The organism is Bacillus sp. ISL-45 (genome assembly GCF_018613195.1).
Classification (GTDB): domain Bacteria; phylum Bacillota; class Bacilli; order Bacillales; family Cytobacillaceae; genus Mesobacillus.
On the sequence record NZ_JAGGQQ010000006.1, the window covers coordinates 117100 to 138315 of the forward strand.

General features: G+C 41.8%; 23 protein-coding genes. 11 read left to right on the forward strand and 12 right to left on the reverse strand.

What is annotated here, in order from left to right; genetic code table 11:
* The first annotated feature begins 367 nt into the window (after window positions 1–367).
* From J7E35_RS08805 to hutG, 6 genes are all read left to right on the forward strand, one after another.
* Entirely contained in the window at window positions 368–964 is a 597-nt protein-coding gene (locus tag J7E35_RS08805) for a branched-chain amino acid aminotransferase (protein ID WP_214778947.1), read from the forward strand.
* A 272-nt stretch (window positions 965–1236) separates the two neighbouring features.
* Window positions 1237–1674, forward strand: a complete 438-nt coding sequence (gene hutP / locus J7E35_RS08810) for a histidine utilization transcription antiterminator HutP (RefSeq protein ID WP_214778949.1) — start codon at window positions 1237–1239, stop codon at window positions 1672–1674.
* 104 nt (window positions 1675–1778) lie between these two features.
* Window positions 1779–3302 (forward strand): histidine ammonia-lyase, encoded by a 1524-nt coding sequence (gene hutH, locus J7E35_RS08815; RefSeq protein ID WP_214778951.1) that lies wholly within the window; start codon window positions 1779–1781, stop codon window positions 3300–3302.
* A 166-nt stretch (window positions 3303–3468) separates the two neighbouring features.
* On the forward strand, window positions 3469–5130 hold the full coding sequence (hutU, locus tag J7E35_RS08820) for a urocanate hydratase (RefSeq protein ID WP_214778953.1): 1662 nt from the start codon (window positions 3469–3471) through the stop codon (window positions 5128–5130).
* A 27-nt stretch (window positions 5131–5157) separates the two neighbouring features.
* Window positions 5158–6438 (forward strand): imidazolonepropionase, encoded by a 1281-nt coding sequence (gene hutI / locus J7E35_RS08825; protein WP_353050343.1) that lies wholly within the window; start codon window positions 5158–5160, stop codon window positions 6436–6438.
* Window positions 6425–7357 carry a formimidoylglutamase gene (hutG, locus tag J7E35_RS08830; protein ID WP_353050345.1) on the forward strand — a complete coding sequence of 311 codons (933 nt, stop codon included), beginning with the start codon at window positions 6425–6427 and terminating at the stop codon, window positions 7355–7357. Before hutI ends, hutG begins: the two co-directional genes overlap by 14 nt.
* 60 nt (window positions 7358–7417) lie before the next feature.
* Here hutG and J7E35_RS08835 read toward each other — a convergent pair whose 3' ends face one another.
* From J7E35_RS08835 to J7E35_RS08885, 11 genes are all read right to left on the reverse strand, one after another.
* Window positions 7418–7654: a hypothetical protein gene (locus J7E35_RS08835; RefSeq protein ID WP_214778957.1), complete on the reverse strand. Its 237-nt coding sequence runs from the start codon at window positions 7652–7654 to the stop codon at window positions 7418–7420.
* A gap of 32 nt (window positions 7655–7686) precedes the next feature.
* On the reverse strand, window positions 7687–8127 hold the full coding sequence (locus J7E35_RS08840) for a spore coat protein (RefSeq protein WP_214778959.1): 441 nt from the start codon (window positions 8125–8127) through the stop codon (window positions 7687–7689).
* 32 nt (window positions 8128–8159) lie between these two features.
* Window positions 8160–8633, reverse strand: a complete 474-nt coding sequence (locus J7E35_RS08845) for a spore coat protein (protein ID WP_214778961.1) — start codon at window positions 8631–8633, stop codon at window positions 8160–8162.
* Between the two features lie 132 nt (window positions 8634–8765).
* Window positions 8766–8987 (reverse strand): spore coat protein, encoded by a 222-nt coding sequence (locus tag J7E35_RS08850; protein ID WP_214778962.1) that lies wholly within the window; start codon window positions 8985–8987, stop codon window positions 8766–8768.
* Window positions 8988–9299: 312 nt separating this feature from the next.
* Window positions 9300–10316, reverse strand: coding sequence for an LLM class flavin-dependent oxidoreductase (locus J7E35_RS08855; RefSeq protein WP_214778964.1), 1017 nt, complete (start codon window positions 10314–10316; stop codon window positions 9300–9302).
* Window positions 10317–10676: 360 nt separating this feature from the next.
* Complete coding sequence (locus J7E35_RS08860) at window positions 10677–11411, reverse strand: exonuclease domain-containing protein (protein WP_214778966.1); 735 nt, start codon at window positions 11409–11411, stop codon at window positions 10677–10679.
* A gap of 5 nt (window positions 11412–11416) precedes the next feature.
* Complete coding sequence (locus J7E35_RS08865) at window positions 11417–12385, reverse strand: DUF294 nucleotidyltransferase-like domain-containing protein (RefSeq protein WP_214778968.1); 969 nt, start codon at window positions 12383–12385, stop codon at window positions 11417–11419.
* Between the two features lie 83 nt (window positions 12386–12468).
* Window positions 12469–13788 carry an ammonium transporter gene (locus J7E35_RS08870; protein WP_214778970.1) on the reverse strand — a complete coding sequence of 440 codons (1320 nt, stop codon included), beginning with the start codon at window positions 13786–13788 and terminating at the stop codon, window positions 12469–12471.
* A gap of 518 nt (window positions 13789–14306) precedes the next feature.
* Window positions 14307–14630, reverse strand: a complete 324-nt coding sequence (locus J7E35_RS08875; protein ID WP_213367635.1) for a MerR family transcriptional regulator — start codon at window positions 14628–14630, stop codon at window positions 14307–14309.
* Between the two features lie 88 nt (window positions 14631–14718).
* A complete protein-coding gene (gene fbpA, locus J7E35_RS08880; RefSeq protein WP_214778972.1) occupies window positions 14719–14871 on the reverse strand; it encodes a Fur-regulated basic protein FbpA in 153 nt (50 codons plus the stop codon).
* 11 nt (window positions 14872–14882) lie between these two features.
* Window positions 14883–15026 (reverse strand): hypothetical protein, encoded by a 144-nt coding sequence (locus J7E35_RS08885; protein WP_214778974.1) that lies wholly within the window; start codon window positions 15024–15026, stop codon window positions 14883–14885.
* Between the two features lie 166 nt (window positions 15027–15192).
* Between J7E35_RS08885 and J7E35_RS08890 the strand changes: the two genes are divergently transcribed.
* The 5 genes from J7E35_RS08890 to J7E35_RS08910 all read left to right on the forward strand — a co-directional run bounded on the left by J7E35_RS08890 (window position 15193) and on the right by J7E35_RS08910 (window position 19808).
* Window positions 15193–16059, forward strand: a complete 867-nt coding sequence (locus J7E35_RS08890; RefSeq protein ID WP_251040850.1) for a dimethylarginine dimethylaminohydrolase family protein — start codon at window positions 15193–15195, stop codon at window positions 16057–16059.
* 477 nt (window positions 16060–16536) lie between these two features.
* Window positions 16537–17997, forward strand: coding sequence for an alanine/glycine:cation symporter family protein (locus tag J7E35_RS08895; protein ID WP_214778976.1), 1461 nt, complete (start codon window positions 16537–16539; stop codon window positions 17995–17997).
* A 123-nt stretch (window positions 17998–18120) separates the two neighbouring features.
* A complete protein-coding gene (locus tag J7E35_RS08900; protein WP_214778977.1) occupies window positions 18121–19032 on the forward strand; it encodes a CBASS cGAMP-activated phospholipase in 912 nt (303 codons plus the stop codon).
* A gap of 101 nt (window positions 19033–19133) precedes the next feature.
* Complete coding sequence (locus J7E35_RS08905; protein ID WP_214778979.1) at window positions 19134–19403, forward strand: DUF1292 domain-containing protein; 270 nt, start codon at window positions 19134–19136, stop codon at window positions 19401–19403.
* Between the two features lie 135 nt (window positions 19404–19538).
* Entirely contained in the window at window positions 19539–19808 is a 270-nt protein-coding gene (locus tag J7E35_RS08910) for a hypothetical protein (RefSeq protein WP_214778981.1), read from the forward strand.
* A gap of 203 nt (window positions 19809–20011) precedes the next feature.
* Here the strand turns inward: J7E35_RS08910 and J7E35_RS08915 are convergent, their stop codons facing one another.
* A complete protein-coding gene (locus tag J7E35_RS08915; protein ID WP_214778983.1) occupies window positions 20012–21160 on the reverse strand; it encodes a glycoside hydrolase family 18 protein in 1149 nt (382 codons plus the stop codon).
* Between the last annotated feature and the right edge of the window lie 56 nt (window positions 21161–21216).

A 21216-nucleotide genomic window follows, 5' to 3' on the forward strand; every position in this document is an offset into this window, starting at 1 on the left:
GCTTTCGTGGTGATCGTGCCACTTATGATCCTTATGCTTTTTGTGCTTCCAGTCAGAGCTTTCTTTCTGGTCGTAATCGCTGCTCTCTATATGCTTGAAATATTTGCGTTCTTTTTTTCTTTTGCATTTGCTGCATTTACAATTATGCTCATAATGTTCATGGTCAGTAAACATATCGGACTCTCCTTCCTTTTATATTAATCGATCTACTACAGCATATGGGGAAAAGCCGTTTCCGTATGGGGAAATAACTACTTAGAAAAAATTCTTATCATAAAGAGGCAGTGTGAAATTTGCTATTTGTGTATTTTAGATTCAAAATTAAAGTACAAAATAAAGTTACCGTTATTAAGTGGAGGTCTGTAAAGTGTTAAAAAAAGGAATGGAGCATTATATCCAAAAAAAGCTTAGTGAAAACAAAGACAGCATGGAACTTTTTCGAGAGGAAAAAGAGTATGGAATTAAACATGATTTATTCGATCAGGGCTCGGTTTCAATCATTGAGATGCCATCTGAAAACCGATTTAAAGACGCGTATATCGAAAGGGGAGATAAGGCAACAGATGAGTTTCTTGCCCGTGAAGATGAAGACTTCCTTGAAGAAAAGATAAATTATTTTGATAAACATAAAAATGAATTTTTGTATGTAGAATCACAATGGTGGGAAATGGTTGGCGCTGATGCTGTATCATTTGAAAAAGACGATGTATTTGGTAATTACGACGTTATGCTTGGTTTGAAGCTGCAAAAGAAACAGGATTCGAAAATCCGGCAATTTCTAAGCGAGAATCTTGCAGGTGAAGGTGCCGCGTACGATTTAATCTTTGATGGAAATGAAGGGGTTTGGAGTCTTAATTTTTCTTTAAATGATCTCGAAGGATATGATGAAGAACTTACTGTTGGCCAGGCTTTCGGGTTGATTTACAGCTTTTTAATGAAACTTGCTGAATCAATCGAAGTCTAATAAAGAGATTAAAAGACGCCTTATGGCGTTTTTTTTAAGGTTTTCCCTTAAATTTTGCTGCTTCTCATAATTCCCACTAATGAACTATCCTTGAAATAGCCAGTTGAATCCAGAGAACGCTGCTTTCTTTTAAATAAACTCTTTAGTTTAGCAGTGTGTTACTATGCTAATATACTAAAATTTACCATATTGGGTTGACAGATAAGCAGTTAGCCACATAAAATTAGGTTAGTTATTAGTTAATAGTAAAAATTCTGAAATCGGGGTAAATAATGAACCGGAATATTGGAATAGGGAAGGCAGCGATCCTGCTGGCGACCTTGTCAGAAAATGAATTGGAATTATTGAGCCCTGCTTTAGATAACATTAGTTTTTGTCTTGGTCAGGTTGGCTCTATGAATATGCAGAAAGTCATTTCTGCAGTTGAAACGGCTGCAAAGCGAAATGGGCTTATACACTCTGGATTGTATCGCGAAACACATGCACTCTATCATGCGATCATGGAAGGGATGGAAGGGGTAACTAGAGGCCATCTTGCAATTGGCGATATGAGCAGGACAGTTGGTCTTCGGTTTGCTGTTGTCCGGGGAAAGCCTTTCTCAGCGGCTGCCGAAGGGGAATGGATTGCAGTAGCTTTTTACGGAACAATTGGAGCTCCAATAAAAGGCTCGGAGCATGAAACAGTTGGTTTAGGCATTAATCATATATAGTTTTGCATTGCCTATAGTCAAAAGTCAGAAGGAGGCGATGATGGTATAAATATGCCATTGTCGTCTCCTTTTTATATTAATTATTTCATTAGGAGGCAATTATTATGGTGGTATTAACCGGGGCATCGCTGAATCTTCAACATGTTAAGCGTGTATGCTTTGACGGAGAAGCTGTTGAAATCAGTCCGGAAAGCATGCAGAAAGTTCAAAAGAGCAGGGATGCAGTAGATAAAATTGTTAAAGAGAAGCGGACAATTTATGGCATAAATACGGGCTTTGGAAAATTCAGCGATGTAATCATTGATGAGCAGGATGTTAATGCACTCCAGCTGAACCTCATTCGTTCCCACGCTTGCGGAGTAGGAGACCCTTTCCCTGAAATTGTTTCAAGGGCCATGCTGTTGTTGCGCTTAAATGCTCTATTGAAAGGTTTTTCCGGTATAAGGCCTTTGATTGCGGAACGGCTGGCGGCATTGTTGAATAATCATATCCATCCAGTTGTTCCTCAGCAGGGATCACTCGGGGCTTCAGGTGATTTGGCACCACTTTCGCATCTTGCGCTCGTATTGATCGGAGAAGGTAAAGTCTTTTACAAGGGAAGGGTTTGCGCGACAGCAGAGGCATATAAAGAAGAAGGTTTGAACCCGATCTCATTACATGCTAAAGAAGGGTTAGCTCTAATCAACGGCACCCAGGCTATGACCGCAATGGGTGTGGTTAACTGGATAGAAGCGAATCAGCTGGCACTGCAGAGTGAATGGATCGCCGCTTTGACAATGGAAGGACTGGAAGGTGTAATTGATGCATTTCATCCATCAATACATGAAGCCAGGGGCTATAAACAACAGAAAGATGTTGCCGAAAGGATGCGCAGATTACTGGAAGGGAGCAAGCTTACCACAAGACAGGGAGAAAAACGAGTGCAGGATGCCTACTCGTTAAGATGCATTCCCCAGGTTCATGGTGCTTCCTGGCAGGCCCTTGATTATGTGAAAGAAAAATTAGAAATAGAAATAAATGCTGCTACAGACAATCCGCTAATATTTGATGATGGGAATCTGGTCATTTCAGGTGGAAATTTCCACGGACAGCCAATCGCAATTGCAATGGACTTTATGAAAATTGCAGTTGCAGAATTTGCAAGTATTTCCGAGAGACGGATAGAACGTTTGGTAAACCCGCAATTAAATGATCTCCCTCCTTTTTTAAGCCCCCAGCCAGGGCTGCAATCAGGAGCAATGATTCTCCAATACAGTGCGGCGTCGCTTGTGTCAGAGAATAAAACTCTTGCCCATCCGGCTAGTGTAGATTCGATTCCTTCTTCCGCAAACCAGGAAGACCATGTCAGCATGGGGACAATCGCTTCCAGGCACGCCTACAGCATCATACAAAATGCAAGGAGAGTGCTGGCGATTGAGTGTATATGCGCACTCCAGGCTGTCCAATATCGCGGAATTGATAAAATGTCACCTCATACAAAAAGCTTTTACGAGGATGCGAGAAATATCATTCCTTCTATCACCGAGGACAGAATCTTTTCTGAGGATATCGAAAGACTTTCAGAATGGCTTAAAAAAAATAATAGACAGTGGACAGCTATAGGGCAGAGAGAATTAAATATGGTATAAAAAGAGCTTCTTTTGGCAGGCCAGAAGATTCAGGAAATAAGTTGTTACTATCAAGGGAATCAATGTGATTCCAGTCATTTTTAGTTTTGGAAGCCTCTCCATGGACAAAATCATCAGTCCCATTTTAAAAGAGTAAAAATCAAATAGAATAAAGGAGTGTTTTAACATGAAAATAGAATCTTCCAAAGAGATTCGCGCAAAAAAAGGCCTGAAGCTAGAATGCAAAGGTTGGGAACAGGAAGCAGCTTTGAGAATGCTTTTCAATAACCTGGACCCTGAAGTAGCTGAAAAGCCGGAAGACTTGGTAGTCTATGGCGGAATAGGGAAGGCTGCGAGGAATTGGGAGTCATTTGAAGCGATCGTGAATACTCTGCGCCGCCTGGAAAACGATGAAACATTGCTGATTCAATCCGGCAAACCAGTCGCGGTATTTAAAACACATAAAGCTGCTCCTAGAGTATTATTATCCAATTCAGTACTGGTGCCTAAATGGGCAAATTGGGAACATTTCCATGAACTTGATCAAAAAGGCTTGATGATGTATGGGCAAATGACAGCAGGAAGCTGGATCTATATTGGTACACAAGGTATTTTGCAGGGAACGTTTGAAACATTCGCAGAGGCAGCCAGACAGCACTTCGGCGGCTCACTGAGAAATACGATTACATTAACAGCAGGGCTAGGAGGGATGGGTGGTGCCCAGCCGCTCGCCGTCACGATGAACGGCGGCGTATGTATCGCTGTTGAAATCGATCCTAAGCGGATCCAAAAGCGGATTGATACCCGGTATTGCGATAAAATGACGGACTCAATAGAGGAAGCGATGAGATGGGGGACGGATGCAAGGAATAAAGGAGAAGCTTTATCCATTGGACTTATTGGGAATGCAGCAGAGGTACATTATGACTTACTTCAGCGTAATTTCAAGGTAGACATTGTTACGGACCAGACTTCTGCTCACGATCCTTTAAACGGATACATTCCGGTAGGTTATACTCTCGAGGAAGCTGAAAAGCTTAGAAAAGAAAATCCAGAAGAGTATGTTAAGCAATCTTCCCGCTCCATGACTAAGCACGTTGCCGCTATGCTGGAGTTCCAGAGGAAAGGGGCAGTCACATTTGATTACGGAAACAACATACGCCAGGTTGCCAAAGATCAAGGAGAAGAGCATGCCTTCGATTTCCCTGGATTTGTTCCTGCATTTATACGGCCGCTTTTTTGCGAAGGCAAGGGACCTTTCCGCTGGGCGGCTTTATCGGGAGACCCAGAAGATATTTACCGTACGGATCGGCTGATTAAGGACCTTTTCCCAGAGAATGAACCACTCCAGCGCTGGATTGAAATGGCTCGTGAAAAAGTGGAGTTCCAGGGGCTTCCTGCCCGCATTTGCTGGCTGGGCTACGGTGAACGAGTAAAAATGGGATTGGCAATTAATGAATTAGTCCGTAAAGGTGAGTTGAAAGCGCCCATTGTAATAGGACGTGACCATCTTGATTGTGGTTCAGTAGCCTCTCCAAACCGGGAAACAGAGGCTATGAAGGATGGGAGTGACGCGGTCGGTGACTGGGCTATCCTTAACGCTCTTATTAATGTTGCAGCTGGCGGTTCATGGATATCAGTACACCATGGCGGCGGCGTAGGAATGGGTTATTCTCTTCATGCCGGTATGGTTGTGGTGGCCGATGGGACCGACCTGGCAGAGGAAAGATTGAGAAGAGTCCTGACAACTGATCCAGGCATGGGAATCGTACGCCATGCGGACGCCGGGTACGATAAAGCGGTTGAGGTTGCAAAGGAAAAGGGCGTCGACATTCCAATGTTGAAATAAAGTCATTAAGAAGAAAGGTTGGTTCATTTGGACTTTGATTTGCTAGTACACAATATAGGGCAGCTCATTCTGCCTGAATATACTGGAAAAGCTTTAAAAGGGAAAGAAATGAAGCGATTGAATGTAAAAGAGTCAGCAGCATTTGCAGTAAATGATGGCAGGGTTGCATGGATAGGATCAGATGCAGAAGCGAAATCCTTTAACGCCAAAGTAAAGCTCAACGCAGAAAAGAAGGTTGTTTCACCGGGCTTGGTCGATCCTCATACACATTTGGTCTTTGGGGGGTCCCGTGAGCATGAACTGGCGTTGAAGCAGGAGGGAGTCCCTTATCTCGAAATACTGGCAAGTGGGGGAGGCATTTTGTCCACTGTGGAAGCGACAAAAAGTGCTACATTGCAAGAACTCATAGATAAAGCAAGCTTCCATTTAGAAAGAATGCTTTCCCATGGTGTAACAACTATTGAGGCAAAGAGTGGATATGGACTGGAAAGAGAGACTGAACTGAAGCAGCTAAGAGTCGTGAAACAATTGAATGAAAAGTATCCTGTTTCCATCGTATCCACCTTCCTGGGACCGCACGCCATCCCGCCATCCTATAAGGGAAATGAAGATGTATTCTTACAGGAAATGACGGCTTTGCTTGAGGAGATCAAAGAAAAGAATCTGGCGGAATTTGCGGATATTTTCTGCGAAACAGGTGTATTTTCAATTGAACAATCAAAGTTGTTTTTACAAAGAGCAAAGGAAAATGGTTTTGGTTTGAAGATCCATGCCGATGAAATTGACCCCCTTGGAGGAGCAGAATTGGCGACATCACTGGGAGCGGCGAGCGCCGACCATTTAGTGGCAGCCTCTGATAAAGGAATCGCAATGCTTAGTGAGAGCGAGACAGTTGCCGTATTGCTTCCTGGGACGACCTTCTATTTAGGGAAAGACCATTATGCAAGAGCAAGGAAAATGATTGATGATGGAGCCGCTGTAGCCCTGGCAACAGATTTCAATCCAGGAAGCTGCGTAACCGAGAATTTACAATTGATTATGTCCCTGGCAGCACTGAAATTAAAAATGTCATCTGAAGAAATCTGGAATGCAGTAACCATTAATGCAGCACACGCAATTGGCAGAGGTGAAAAAGCTGGAACACTTGATGTCGGCAGGCAAGCGGACTTCGTCGTATGGGACGTTCCAAATTACAAGTATATTCCTTACCATTACGGTGTGAATCATGCAAATTGCGTATATGTTTCGGGAGAAATCATATGGGAGAGGATGCCTTTTGGAAAATTTCAGTTATTTGAATCCAGGTAAACCGGCAATGTTTAAGGACCAGTATGTTACGAAGGTCAGCGAGTGTATTGTCCCTTTTGCAGCTGAGCAAAGCGGTGATGTCGGATTGGTCGGACTGCCCTTTTCTAAAACGTCCATTTCATTTTCCCAGGCAGCGGAGGCACCAAAAACCATCAGGGCCTGCCTGGGCAATTTTTCTACTTACTCAGGAGAACAAAACAAAGACTACAAAGATGTAAAAATTATCGACTTCGGGGATGTAATCACACATCCAACAAATACTGAAGCAAGTATTGATCGAATGTATATCAGTGTTAGGGAAATGCTGGATAAGGGTGTTTGTGACCGTTATATCCTTTTAGGAGGTGACCATGGAGTAAGCTATCCGTCCATAAGAGCCTTTCAAGAAAAATATGGAACAGTGGGGATCATCCAGTGGGATGCCCACCATGATGTCCGCAACTTGGACGATGGGGGAAGAACAAATGGAACACCTTTCCGAAGCCTATTGGAAGGAGGTTTTATTAAAGGGGAGCACCTAGTGCAAATTGGAATCAGGGATTATGCAAACGCAAGGATGTACCATGAATACACAAAAGAAAATGCAATTTCTGTATACACTATGGCTGACGTGGAATCTCAAGGCATCATTCCAATTGTAAGGCGGGAGGTTGAGCGTCTGTCCCATCTTGTGGACTTCATTTACTTATCAGTAGACATGGACGCAGTAGATCAGGCTTTTGCACCTGGCTGCCCTGCAATTGGTCCTGGGGGATTGACAAGCAGGGAATTATTGGCCAGTATTTCTGAAGCCTCTCATCATGAAAAGGTTATTGCCATGGATATTGTAGAAATCGACCCATCAAAAGATTTCCGTGATATTACAAGCAGACTCGCAGCAAACGCCATGCTTAAATTTATGTATGCAAGGATAGAATGAAAATTAACAACAATATTAAAAGCCTGTAAACCTTATGATAAGTTTACAGGCTTTTGTTCGTTATTTATTTTTTAACAATTGATCAAGCATGTCGGAGAGAGAAGAGTTTGGCTGAAGGTTTTCCGGAGAAAATTGTTTCTTCAACTCATCTCTCATTTTCCCCTGGCTAATGTTTAAATTGTCCTGGAGTTTTTTGTAGTTACGCTTCTGTTCGCGCTGCCTCATCAGGTTGTCCATGAGCTGTTCATTCATCTTGCGCATTTGTTCGACCATATCTTTGCTGTTTTGATTATTCATCCCTTAACCTCCTTCTCAACCGTTCTGCCTTATTACAGAACATCCAATTTAACGACTACAGCGATCAGGATTTGCAGAAGGGCTTGAATATTAACGGCAACGTCTGTGTCAGTGGTAGTTACTTTTACGTTCTTGGAACTTTCAACAATCGTTTTTTGAGTGTTTCTCTGCTTATTTTTCATTACTTGTTTGATATCCTGTACTACAGCATTTCCGCGATCAGTATCCCCGATTGTAATGCTGATTACTGCTGCAATCGCTGCCTGTAGACCTAACTGTAAGGAGACAGCAGCTTGAGTATCAGTTGTTTGTACATCTACACCCTCAGAATCCTTGATGATAATCCATTCGAATGATTGTTGGTCAGTTTTCATGAACTGATCACCTTCTTGCAAAACCGTTGCGCCGTCATCGCATTTGTCTTTTCCTTTATCACAGTGGTCCAATGCTCTCCACTTTTTATCTTCACTCATGTTAATTTCACCTCTTTTATATAAATTTTTAATTACAATACGTCAAGCTTTACGACTACTGCAACCAGTACCTGAAGCAATGCCTGGATGTTGACAGCCAAGTCTGTGTCAGTAGTAGTAACGTTAATATCTTTAGAGTTTTTAATGATGATTTTTTGCTTGTTCGTTTGCTCTGAATCTAGTTTCTGGGATATCTCTTGTGCAATCTTGCGGCCCCTGTCTGTATCACCAACAGTAATGCTTACGACTAGTGCAATTGCTAATTGCAACCCTACTTGAAGAGAAACCGCTGCCTGTGTGTCAGTTGTCTGGACACAGATATTACAAGAGTCCTTGATCCAAATCAGTTCATCAGAATCCTGCTCAATCCCTGAAAACTGAAATCCATCCTGTACTACGTCTTCATCTTCTTCTTTTTTGGACTTATGTTTCCCGTCGTCGTATTTATCGCCGTGGTAGCCATAGTCCTGAGGTTTGCCAAATTCATGGTAATTCTTGCTTGCCATTTATTTCACTCCCTTTTACTTGGTATGGAATATCATATTAAGTTGCATGCTGTATAGATTGTGTGTATTCACTAGTTGCCTAGTAATATTTCAAAAAAAAACGCCCTTTTTTTAAGAGCGTTTAAATTAGGATTACTTATCTGTACTAGAGTTCTTTTTTGAATGATTTGAATTCAGGAAGGTATCTACCTGCTTACTTAGATCTTCTACTAACTCTCTGATTGCTTGCTTCTTATCGTCAGTTATTTGGTCTTTGACTTCTTCCGTGTTGATACCGTTTTTCTTGAATAAATCGTTTACAAGCAAGTCAATGATACTGTTTGGAATCCCGTTAGGCTTATTCTGGTCGGCCATAATCTTCTCTCCCTTTTGTAGAATATCGTCGTTTTAGACTATGCGAATAAGTCTTAAGAAGACACAACGAAGTTTGGGGAAGAACAGCAAATATAAGCCTATTTTCCATTTATTGTGGATTTCCATCCCGAAACGTCGGGGTTCTATATAGAGATTAAAGGGAAGGGGACCCATTTTCTTGCTATGCTATCTACAGCAATCAGGGGTACAGGGGGTTACTGAAATTCAGTTAAGCAAAAGGAGAAGGACCTAATGGCGGTCCTTCTCCTTTTGCTGAAAACCAATATGTCAATTAATGAGACGGTTTATCCTTTAGCTTTTAAATACATCAGAAACCATTTCGAAGGATTTCAGTCTTGCTTTATGGTCAAAAATTTGCGCATTGATAATCATTTCGTCTGCCTGGGTTTCATCCAGGAATTGCTGAAGTTTCGTTTTAATGGTTTCGGGACTTCCAACGATTGAGGAGCCAATACGGCTGCCCAGCAGCATTTTTTCATACTCGCTCAGCTGATCCTCCAGGTTCTTGACAGGAGGAAGCAGGGGACTTGGGTTATTCCTGAACAGGTTAAGGAACTGCTGCTGCATGGATGTTGCCAGGAACTCTGCTTCCTCATCAGTTTCGGCTGCAATCACGTTCACACCCACCATCGCGTATGGCTCTTGCAAAACATCTGAAGGCTGGAAGTTCCTTCGGTAAAGCTTTAATGCACCAATTGTATTTTCCGGCGAAAAATGGCTGGCGAATGAAAATGGCAGCCCGAGTTGTCCCGCAAGCTGCGCACTGTAGCCACTGGAGCCTAATAGCCAGATTGGAATGTTCAGTCCTTCACCGGGTATCGCCCTGACACTGCGATATTGCGAATCGATTTCCGGATTGAAATAGGCGCGAAGCTCATCCAATTGCTCTGGGAAGTCCTGACCATCACTTCGACGTTCGCGCCGTAGCGCATAGGCCGTCACCTGATCAGTTCCTGGAGCGCGTCCGAGTCCAAGGTCAATGCGACCCGGGAAAAGAGATTCAAGTGTTCCGAATTGTTCAGCGATAACAAGTGGGGCATGGTTAGGAAGCATGATCCCGCCTGAGCCGACTCTGATGGAAGAGGTTCCCGCTGCAACATGGCCGATTACAACCGAGGTAGCGGAGCTTGCGATGCCAGGCATATTATGGTGCTCTGCTAACCAATATCGGTTATAGCCCCATTTTTCAGCATGCTGGGCAAGGTCAAGTGTGTTTTTGAATGCATGCGCTGCTGTGCCCCCTTCTAGAATCGGGGACAAGTCGAGCACAGAATACTTTATATCGTTTAAACGTTTATTTTCTGTCATTTTTCCATCTTCCTTCATTTAAAAATATTAACTGCCAGGAATAGCATTTTTCCTGTTACCAGCGTTTATACAATAGTATCAATTATCTTTCGGCAATCAAAATAAAATGTTTTGAGAAGGCTCTTTTCTCAAACTTTGTTGCTTTGGACTACTAAATAGGATTGTTTGACCTATTTTTCTTCACAAAATTGAATCTTTTGGGAGAAAAGAGCAGCAAACTTAATACTGACAGCAAAATAGCCTTATATTACGTTAAAATGGGTTTTAGGTTTTTAACAACAATCTTTACGAAAACAGCCTTTGAGAAAAAAGGAATACGGAAATTCTGGTGAGGGAATTGGGGAGGTAGGGGGAACAAGCTTATCTAATCAATGATAAATATTCATAAACCTCCCGCATGTTTTGGTAGCCTTGTTCCCGGGCTTTTTGAATATAAAAAGCCCAAAGCCTTGCTGCCATTTTTGCATCCGCAAGTGCATGGTGCCGATCTCTCACTTCAATCCCGCACTCAAGGCAGATTTGTTCCAAAGGCAGCGAATAGACTAATGGCTGGAATAATCTAATCAAAAATGAAGTATCAATTACTCTGTGGTCAAAATTCAAGCGCAATTGTTCACTTGTACATTTCTTCATAAAGGCTTGTTCATGCTTTGCATGGTGAGCCACAAGTACTGAGGTGCCTATGAAATTTAAAAACTCCATCAGAACCTGAGAGGTTATTGGGGCACTCCTTAGTTCCTCCTCGGTGATAGATGTCAGCTTAAGGACAGCAGGCGATACGGGGATTTCAGGGTTGACCAAAGAGTAAAATTCCTCGTTATCAAGTATTCTGGAGCCAATTACCTTAACAGCTCCTATAGAGAGGATTCTATCGCCTTTTTCAGGATTAAAGCCAGTTGTTTCGAGGTCAAAAACGATGACTGGCAGTTCTTCCAGCGGACAGTCCAGGCTGTTTTCTTTCTTCATTTCTTTTTGCAGCTGCCTTAGAAACGACATTTGCTGTCGGTTTGCATGAGGGGGCATTCCAGCATAGATGTTCGATCCAAGCCTGCCAGTCATTTGCCGGAAAAAACGAACCATATCATTCATTCCCATATATCTTACATCCTCTCAAAAAGCTTTCTGACATGTTCATAAAATTGTTCACCAACTTTAAGAATGTCCTTCAATGATTTCTTTTCTCCTTTTGTGAGCTTACTGGTATTTACATAATGGCCGGAGTCATAATCTCTATGGGCTCCATGTTTTAGCCGGAAGTCAAGGAGAGCAGAGAAATTCTTGCTGTATAAAGAATTATCATGATAGGGCAGGACCTTGTCAGACACACGGCTGATACGGGAGAGTGTGGGAGTTTCTTTTATCCCTTCATAAAATGACAACAGCCTTGCTGCATTTACAAATGGTAAAAACGCTGTCTCCTTTAAATTAATGGATCCAGAAAAGGCTCCATGACTTTCTACTATCAGCTGACCAAGTACTCCGACCCCTTTTTTCAGATACATTGTGTTATCGAGCATCCTTAATAGTAATTGCTCTCTGTTAACTTCATTAAAAGCTTTATCTTTTAAGCTGCTTAACAGGCAGGAATCCCCGTGAATAGACCTGGCATCTGCAAATATTAGTAAATAGCGGATTGATTCCCAGGTAGATTGACCAGCCCAGAGTCCTAGTTGATCCTCCCAATCTTTCATTGATTTGCACCACAATGGATTGCTTGCCATAACAGCTCCGGGACATTTTTTATAGCCAGTGAGCTCTAATCCTCTGGAAATCTCTTTACCTAACTGTAAAAAATAGTCCTTCGCATCATCATTGTGAGCAGTGAACACAAGTCCATGGTCCTGGTCACTCCAAATCGTTTGCTCCATTCGCCCGGCACTGCCCATGACGAAGAATGAGAAAGGGGAAGGGGGACTCCCGTATCCTTCTGAAAAATTGCTTACTGCAGCGGAGATGACTTGGTCATAGATTAGGTCATGGAAATGATTTAATTGTTCATTGTTAAAAGAAGCTTCCGTCAGTCCCTTGGCTTTTAATGTGTTTATATTAGAATAAATATTGAGGTTCATAACCTGAATTCCCCTTTCGCCATCATCAAAAGACGGCTGCCCACGATATGGGCCGCCGTTCGAAAGTGTTAATTTCCATTAATCTAATTAACAGATGGCTGCTGTGAATTTAAAGGGACATTGGTTGTACTTTTAACATCCACAGATCCCTTAGCCGCTGCTTCCTTGTTGACTAATTCCGGATACCCATAGCTCCCATGTTCACTAATGTCCAAACCGATGATTTCTTCCTCTTCGGTTACCCGCAAGCCCTTCATTGCGACCTTCATTATCGATAAGATGATGAAGGATACGATGAAAGCGAACGCACCTGACGCAATTACACCTAGCGCCTGTACTCCCAGCTGTTCAAAACCGCCTCCATAAAGCAAACCCGGATTGCCAACCACGGCCAGCTCTGGTGTCGCGAAGAATCCTGTAGATAGAGTACCCCAAACACCAGCTGTTCCGTGGACTGATAGCGCGAAGATAGGATCATCTATCTTTCTGCTTTCAAAGAAACGAATACTATAGAACACTAGGATGCCAGCGATCAGTCCAATCACAACTGCTGCCCAAGTATCAACAAAAGCACATGATGCTGTAATGGCTACAAGGCCTGCAAGTGCTCCGTTCAGCATCATTGGAACATCCGCTTTGCCAACGACAATCCACGAGATGAGCATAGCTGCAACGGTTCCAGCAGCTGCGGCAAGATTCGTGTTAAGCGCAACAAACCCAAAGAATGCTCCATCGACAGAAACGGTGCTTCCAGCATTAAATCCAAACCAGCCAACCCATAATAACAGTACGCTCAACGCTGTGAAAACCTGATTATGCCCTTCGATATTATTAGCAGAACCATCCTTATTGTATTTTCCAATACGAGGCTTTAGAAGAATGGTGGCAGCCAGTGCTGCCATAGCTCCCGTCAGGTGGACAACAGTTGAGCCAGCAAAATCCTGTTTTCCATGTTCAGCAAGCCAGCCGCCGCCCCAAATCCAATGGGCAATGAACGGATAAACAAAAATGGAGAATAGGAGTGCAAAAACAAGATAGACAGATAATTTTGCCCTCTCAGCAAATCCTCCAAAGGCAATCGTTAAAGAGATCCCCGCAAATGCAAGCTGAAATAGAAAGAATACAGCACCTGAAAGTCCTAATCCCTCTACATCATAGCCTGAATAAAAAAAGTCTGAAAATCCAAGAATTGAGTTTCCTTCTCCAAAAATAAGTCCATAGCCTACAGCCCAGAAAACGATTGATGAAATACCAAATGTCAAAATTGTTTTTCCGGCAATGTGGCCGGCGTTCTTCATTCGTGTGGATCCAGTCTCAAGAAGGATGAAACCTCCAATCATCAAAATAACTAAAACCGCGGAAATCATAACCCAAAGACTATTCATTACAAATACCGTATCCATTTGTTTCTCTCCTTTCAAATTGTGAATGTAGTTTGTATTCTCGCATGTATTTTTTTAACAATCTACAATCGCGTAAGGAAACCTAACATGATTTTTAGTAAAGGCTCTTTTCTCAAACTTTGTTGCTATTGACTACAAAATAGGATTGAATGACCTATTTTTCCTCACGAAGTAGAGTTTTTTGTGAGAAAAGAGCATCTCAACTTAATACCGACCTGCAAAGTGGCTTTATATTACGTTAAAATCGGCTTTAGGATTTTAACAACAATCTTTACGAAAACAGCCTTAGTAAAGGCTCTTTTCTCAAACTTTGTTACTATTGACTACAAAATAGGATTGAATGACCTATTTTTCCTCGTAAAGTAGACTTTTTTGTGAGAAAAGAGCATCTCAACTTAATACCGACACGCAAAATGGCTTTATATTACGTTAAAATCGGCTTTAGGATTTTAACAACAATCTTTACGAAAACAGCCTTAGTAAAAAAAGAAAACCTCCCGAATTGGAGGTTTTATAGTTTAATATTTTCGAACGCCGAAACGGGCATTCAATTGACCCTGAATCATTTTCTTATGAGCTTCTTCATCAGTCCGTTTCTTTTCCCGGATCATTTCCTGTCGAATTTCGTATGTCTGGACACCATCTTCAATCTTATTGGCAATCTCGACTAATTGTTCAACATCAGCAAAAGAATACCTCCTGCTGCCGCCAGGGGTCCGGTCCGGGAAGATCAGCTTCCTTTCTTCGTAATAACGGATCTGCCGCTCTGAAAGTCCAGTTAATTCTTTTACAATACCTATCGTGATTACTTTTTTATCTTTATAGGAAGATTCATTTGCCAACCTGATTCACCACGTTTCAATTGTTAATTTATTTTATGTTATATTTTCTCACATGAACACTATACTTGGCAAAGATTATCATTAAATATCATTTATTAAGCCCGTTACAGATATTTTGAAGTTCTGTGATTGTCATTTTTTTCAAGTTTTCTTCTGTTTCGTCAGTAATTCCTGATGTAAGCAAGTGGCGGATATAATGGTCCTTGAGCTTTTCAATTGCAGAACGTAAATGAAATGACATTTTATCGCCTCCTAATAAATACCATTTTGTGCTGCTCTCAACAAATCCTGAGCATGATTTCCTTGTCGTTCCAATAACTCTTCGAATAATTCATCCCGAAATGTATCGATCAGGATAATTAAGTAAGCCAAATCCAAATCACTTGGTTGGTCCATCTTTGTTCCTCTTTTCCATACCTTAATTTTTTTCTATCATAAAGGCGTTTTTAAAAGTAGTCAGTAAATGTGTTAGAAATTCTCACCAGATTTTTTGGCTGATGACTAATGAATGAGTAAAAATAAGGTAAACCTATAATGATTTGTCCATAAGGAGGAATAAAAGATGGAACAGAATATGCAGCCGGAAAATAGAGGGTATGTCATAAATGAATATGATGTACTTAAAAAGGTCATTCTTTGCCAGCCGCAGTATATGACAATCCGTGATGTGATAAATGAAACCCAGAAACACTTCAAGGATGAGGGCATACATATAGAAGTTGCCTTGGAACAGCACAGTGAATTTGTGAATACATTGAAAAATTTCGGAGTGGAGGTCATCCTGCTTCCATACCATAAAAAATACCCTGAGCAAGTATTCACTAGGGATATCGGTTTTACAATCGGCCAGACCATTTTTGTTGCTGACATGGCGAGTGATGTCCGCAAGGGAGAAGAAGATGTCCTGAAACAGTGGCTCGAAGATGAGGAAATATCTTATTACAATTTGTTAGGTGACCAGATCGAGGGCGGAGATGTTGTCATTGACCAGGACACAGTGTATGTAGGGTTAAGCAATCGCACCAATCAGCAAGCAGCAGATCATTTACAAGGTTTGCTGCCGCAGTTAAACGTGCGAGCCATTCCATTTAAAGCAGAGTATCTGCACCTGGATTGTGTCTTCAATGTCGTATCACCGGAAGTTGCACTGATCTACCGCCCGGCATTGACAGAGGAAGATATTAAATTATTCAGTTCGCGCTATGATTTAATTGACGTTAGCGAGGAGGAACAATTCACTCTAGGGACTAATGTACTTTGTATAGGAAATAAAAGAATCCTAAGTCTGCCAGTAAATAAAGATGTGAATGAACAACTCAGAAGTAAGGGATTTGAAGTAATTGAAGTCGATATCACAGAAATTATTAAATCAGGCGGGTCATTCCGCTGCTGTACACTTCCGATTTTGCGCGAGAAAGGTGTACATTAATACCTGATGGAATGAGCGGGAGACGATCGTCCTCTCGCTTTTTTATTTGGCTCTTTTCTCAAACTTTGTTGCTATTGACTACAAAATAGGATTGTATTACCTAAGTTTCTTTACAAAATTAAGGCTTATTATGAGAAAAGAGCTTGCAAACTTAGTACCGACATACAAAAAGACTTTACATCACGTTAAAATCGGCTTTAGGATTTTAACAACAGTCTTTACGAAAACAGCCTTTCATTTTAAAGGATACAAGGCCAACTTCAGACAGCTTTGCAGAGAACCAGCGAAAACATGTCCGAACATGGAGCAACCTAGTGTAAGGACAGCATGAAACCAGCTAAATCCCTGACCGGACTTGTGTTTTTATACAGTTTAAATAATAGTTTACTGTTAAATATCAGTTTTTGATTGTCCTTTAGCCTAAATTATCTTATAATTCAAAATAGCAAGAAATCAAATTTGTAAAGGGGGATTCATTTGGAAGCTTTTGTTTCTTGGCTCAATGGGATTTTGTGGAGCAACCCGGTCATTTACATCATTTTGGGAATCGGCTTGCTTTTCTCAATCCTGACACGTTTTCTGCAAGTTAGACTTCTGAAAGACATGGTTAAACTAATGTTCACAGGAAGAAGTTCCGATGCTGGTGTTTCATCTTTTCAGGCCTTATCTATCGCTTTATCTGGCAGGGTCGGAACAGGTAATATCGCAGGTACTGCCACGGCTATTGCAATGGGTGGTCCTGGTGCTGTTTTCTGGATGTGGACGATTGCGTTTATCGGGGCAGGAAGTGCATTCGTAGAATCAACTTTAGCCCAGATCTACAAAGTTAAGCAAGATGGTCTCTACCGAGGCGGCCCGGCATACTACATCGAAAAAGGTCTTGGAATCAAATGGTTCGCGATTGTATTTGCCATAGCTGCTTTGCTGGCAATGTCTCTGCTAATGCCGGGAATTCAGTCGAACTCGATTGCACTTGGTCTTGAAAACGCTTTTGGTGTAAGCAAGACAGTGACGGGTTTTATCGTAATCGCACTTTTAGCACTAATCATTTTCGGAGGCGTCAAAAGGATTGCAACAGTTGCCCAATATACTGTTCCATTTATGGCTGTTGGATATATCCTTGTGGCCCTTGTCATTATCGGCATGAATATCTCTGAGGTTCCTGCAGTTTTCTCCTTGATTTTCAAAAGCGCATTCGGTGCTGACTCAATGTTTGGCGGTATTCTTGGCAGCGCAATTGCATGGGGGGTAAAACGAGGTATCTACTCCAATGAAGCAGGACAGGGTACTGGTCCGCACGCAGCCGCTGCTGCAGAGGTTTCACACCCGGCGAAACAGGGTCTGGTCCAGGCGTTCTCTGTTTACATTGATACTTTATTTGTTTGTTCCGCTACAGCATTCATGATTCTGTTCACAGGAATGTTCAACACGGTTGGGGCTGACGGTGCATTCATTGTCGAGAACCTTAAGGGTGTTGAAGCAGGTCCAGGCTATACACAGGCTGCCGTTGATGCGGTTCTTCCAGGATTCGGGGCGGAATTTGTTGCTGTGGCATTGTTCTTCTTCGCATTCACAACAATCATGGCCTACTATTACATGGCTGAAACAAACATTGCCTATCTCCTTAGAGGAAGAGATGGAAAAGTGCCTATGTTTATCCTTAAGGTTGTTATTCTGGCTGCAACCTTCTATGGTGCGGTCAAGGAAGCGGCTCTTGCATGGGCGCTGGGAGATGCAGGTTTGGGATTAATGGTGTGGCTCAACCTCATAGCCATTGTCCTGCTAGCGAAGCCGGCATTGATTGCTTTGAAGGATTATGAGGAACAGAAAAAGCAAGGCCTCGATCCAGTCTTCAATTCAAAAAAGCTAGGCATTAAAAATGCTGAGTACTGGGAAGAAGAATATTCCTTCAATCATGATAAAGAAAAAGTATCATAATATTGTCATATCGGAAGAGCTGCCTCTTATGGGCAGCTCTTTTTCAATACTAATCCAGTTTATTTATATTGTTTTGGTGGAATGGGAAGGATGATAGTATTAAGGTTGTTGCGGGGGAATATCATGAAAATGTTGTGCATTGACGGTGGCGGCGTAAGAGGTGTTTTTCCGATTGCCATCCTGCAAGCGATAGAAGAAGAGTATGAAACGCCTGTAGGTGATCTGTTTGACATTATATCAGGGACCAGCACCGGAGCCATCATTGCTGCATCCGCAGCGTTGAACACATCAATGCAAGAGGTGATGGAAAGGTACGAAACCTATGGAGAAAAAATCTTTGAAAGAAAGTCAAAGGTCGGACTTTTCAAAAGTGTCTATAGTGACAGGTATCTGCGGCGGCTGTTAAAGCAGGCCTTCAAGGATCTATCACTGAAGGATATCGAAAAACCTTTACTGATTCCTGCTGTGGATATTACTCACGGAAAACCCTATATCCATCGAACGGACTTCGGTTATTCGTCAGAGAATGAATTATCGATAAAATTATGGGATGCCGTTTTATCGTCCTGTTCAGCACCCATTTATTTCCCCCCAAACAATGTGAACAATCAGTATTTATCTATCGACGGAGGATTATGGGCTAATAACCCTTCACTGGTTTGTATAACAGAAGCCTTGCATCATTTTAAAACGGACTTAAGTGATATCCGGATACTGTCCATTGGCACAGGCCAGCAGAATATTGATTTCACAATAGAAGAGGATCGATACTGGGGAATCCGTCAGTGGCTCCCATTCCAGCTACCATCCTTGAAGGTCATGCCAAAGCTTTTGGATCTGGCTATGGATCTTTCTTCTGAATCAGTTTCCTATCATTCCAGACTATTGCTGCGTGAAAATTACCTCCGCTTAAATACGGCTTTAACGGAGGAAATCCCGTTTGACGATTTTACTTATATGTCTCAATTAAAGGAATTGGGACGGCAAGTGTTCGACGGACACAAGAAACAGATTGCCGCATTCTTAAATGAATAGTTGATGATACTTTCTGTTTAGATTACTCTTAAAATGGAATATTGAAACGATCGATTAGAAATACTATTCGGTGCAGAAGGACAGAAAAGGGAGGAATTAGATTGGAAAAGATTGAAATAGGCGAAGTATTCACAATCAGTGACGAGAATGATGTAGAACAGGAGGTCGAGGTGATCGCTACGGTCACGATTGAAGGATCTGATTACGCAGCAGTAAGCTTTGTAGAAGATCTTCAAACCGAGACGGACGAAGATATTGACATCTTTTTCTTGAAGGTGGATGAAGACGGAGACTTTGGGGCAATTGAATCTGATGAGGAATTTGAAAAGGTGTCTTCCGCATTTGATGAAATGATGAATGAAGAAGAATAATGAACAGGAGGGAGGTTAAGCCTCGCTCCTTTTTTGGTATTATAAATAGGAGTAAAAAGCTTTATTGGTAAAAAATCTGTAAACAGAAGGAAATCAAACGATTTTGTCGAAATGTTCTTAAAGGAGTTGATTCAATTGGATAGCGTCGTCCTTGTTACTTTTAAAATTAAGGGAATTCCGATTCCTATTAAAATAGCATCTACTACCGAACCAAGCAGGGAGCAAATACTTAAGAAAATTTCGGATTTGGCCAAGGGATATGACCTATCAGGCGAGATCCAATTCAAGAAGCTCCTTAAGGAAAACGGCCATAAAATGTATATATATGAAATTGGCGACAGGAAATGCATGGTACTGGTAGAAAGGCTTGAGAAAATAAAAGAGTTTGAAGAAATCGGCTCCTAGCACTTCAGCAGCTAAAAGAGAGGCTACCCTCACCTATTTGAGCCTTAGTAAAAGGAGTTACTTTTTATTATCTCTCTCCTAAACAGTTTCGCTTTCATTATGAACGGTATTTCTCAAGAATTGAAAAAAGAATGTTTATCACTGGAACTGAACTGGACAACTGAATCTGCAAAAAAAAGGGAAGCCCATAACGGCTTCCTTCACTATTTCCTGGTATAGTACCGAGGATCTTCCTGTGTTTTTAATTCACCTGCGATTAAAGCCGTGGCACTGTGATCCCCTTTAGCATCAAGACCTGCTTCCCATACCATCAAGCCTCCCAGCTGTTGGGAGAGGGCAAGAGTTGTTTTCTTTTTCAAAGTGGGATGGCCATTATAATGGTATGTTGTCCCATTCATTTCGACCTGGTCATTTCCGGCATTAGCAGGGTGATGTTGGATAAGAGCTTCGTATGAGACCTGTTTGATCGAAGGATCCTCAGGCTGTGCATATAGCGGCACACCCAGGACAAGTTTCTCCCTCGAAAATCCATGCTTGTCAAAAAGGGCTGTCCAATAGGCTACTATATTAGCAGAATAAGAGTAAGGTGATAAATTCGCAGCGTTATATTCTCCATCCCATTGGCCATCATAAGCCATCAAATTGACATGATCAAAGTACTTGAACATGGAAGGCTCAAAAACGACAGAGTGAATTTCAGTCCCTGTGACACTATGCACCTTGGCGTTTACCGCGATCGAAAGTTCTTTCCCATTTGGTTTCAGCTGTTCACTTAATTCCTTTGCGAAGTAAGCTAGATAGCGGGCATCTTCTGAAGAGCTAGGATGCTCAAAATCAATATCGACTCCATCAAGCTTTTCTTTTTCTGTAAAACTTACAAGCTCGCGAACTAGTCTTTTTCTTGATTCAGAGTTGGAAATGGCCGCCTTGAAATAATCATAGGATTCTCCGCCATTAATGTGGTACCAGCCGCCGATTGCCAGCATAACCTTCGTATCGTACTTTTGCGCATTAGCAACAACCGCCCTTAAATTTTTAACGGAATAATCGCCATTCATTAACAGGCTTCCATCCTTGTTTGGATGCGCAAACGAAAAAACAACATGTGTCAGATTTTTATAATCGATGTCTTCAGGCTTCCTGAAATCCTGAACATATCCAATCAAAACCTTTGCTTCTCGCTCTTTCAGTTGTGGTTCTTTTTTAACTCCAGGTAGTTTGGTTGAATGTGCAGCTTCAGCACTGATTGCGATCGTTTTGATTTTTTGTGTATTTGAATATAATGTTCCAGTTATAAAACCGCCCATGAAGGTGAGTAAAACAATCATCATAGGCAGGAAACGTTTTTTCATAAGGTATCCTCCTGTGTTTTATCAACCTCAAAATTGTAACAGAGAATACACCTTTA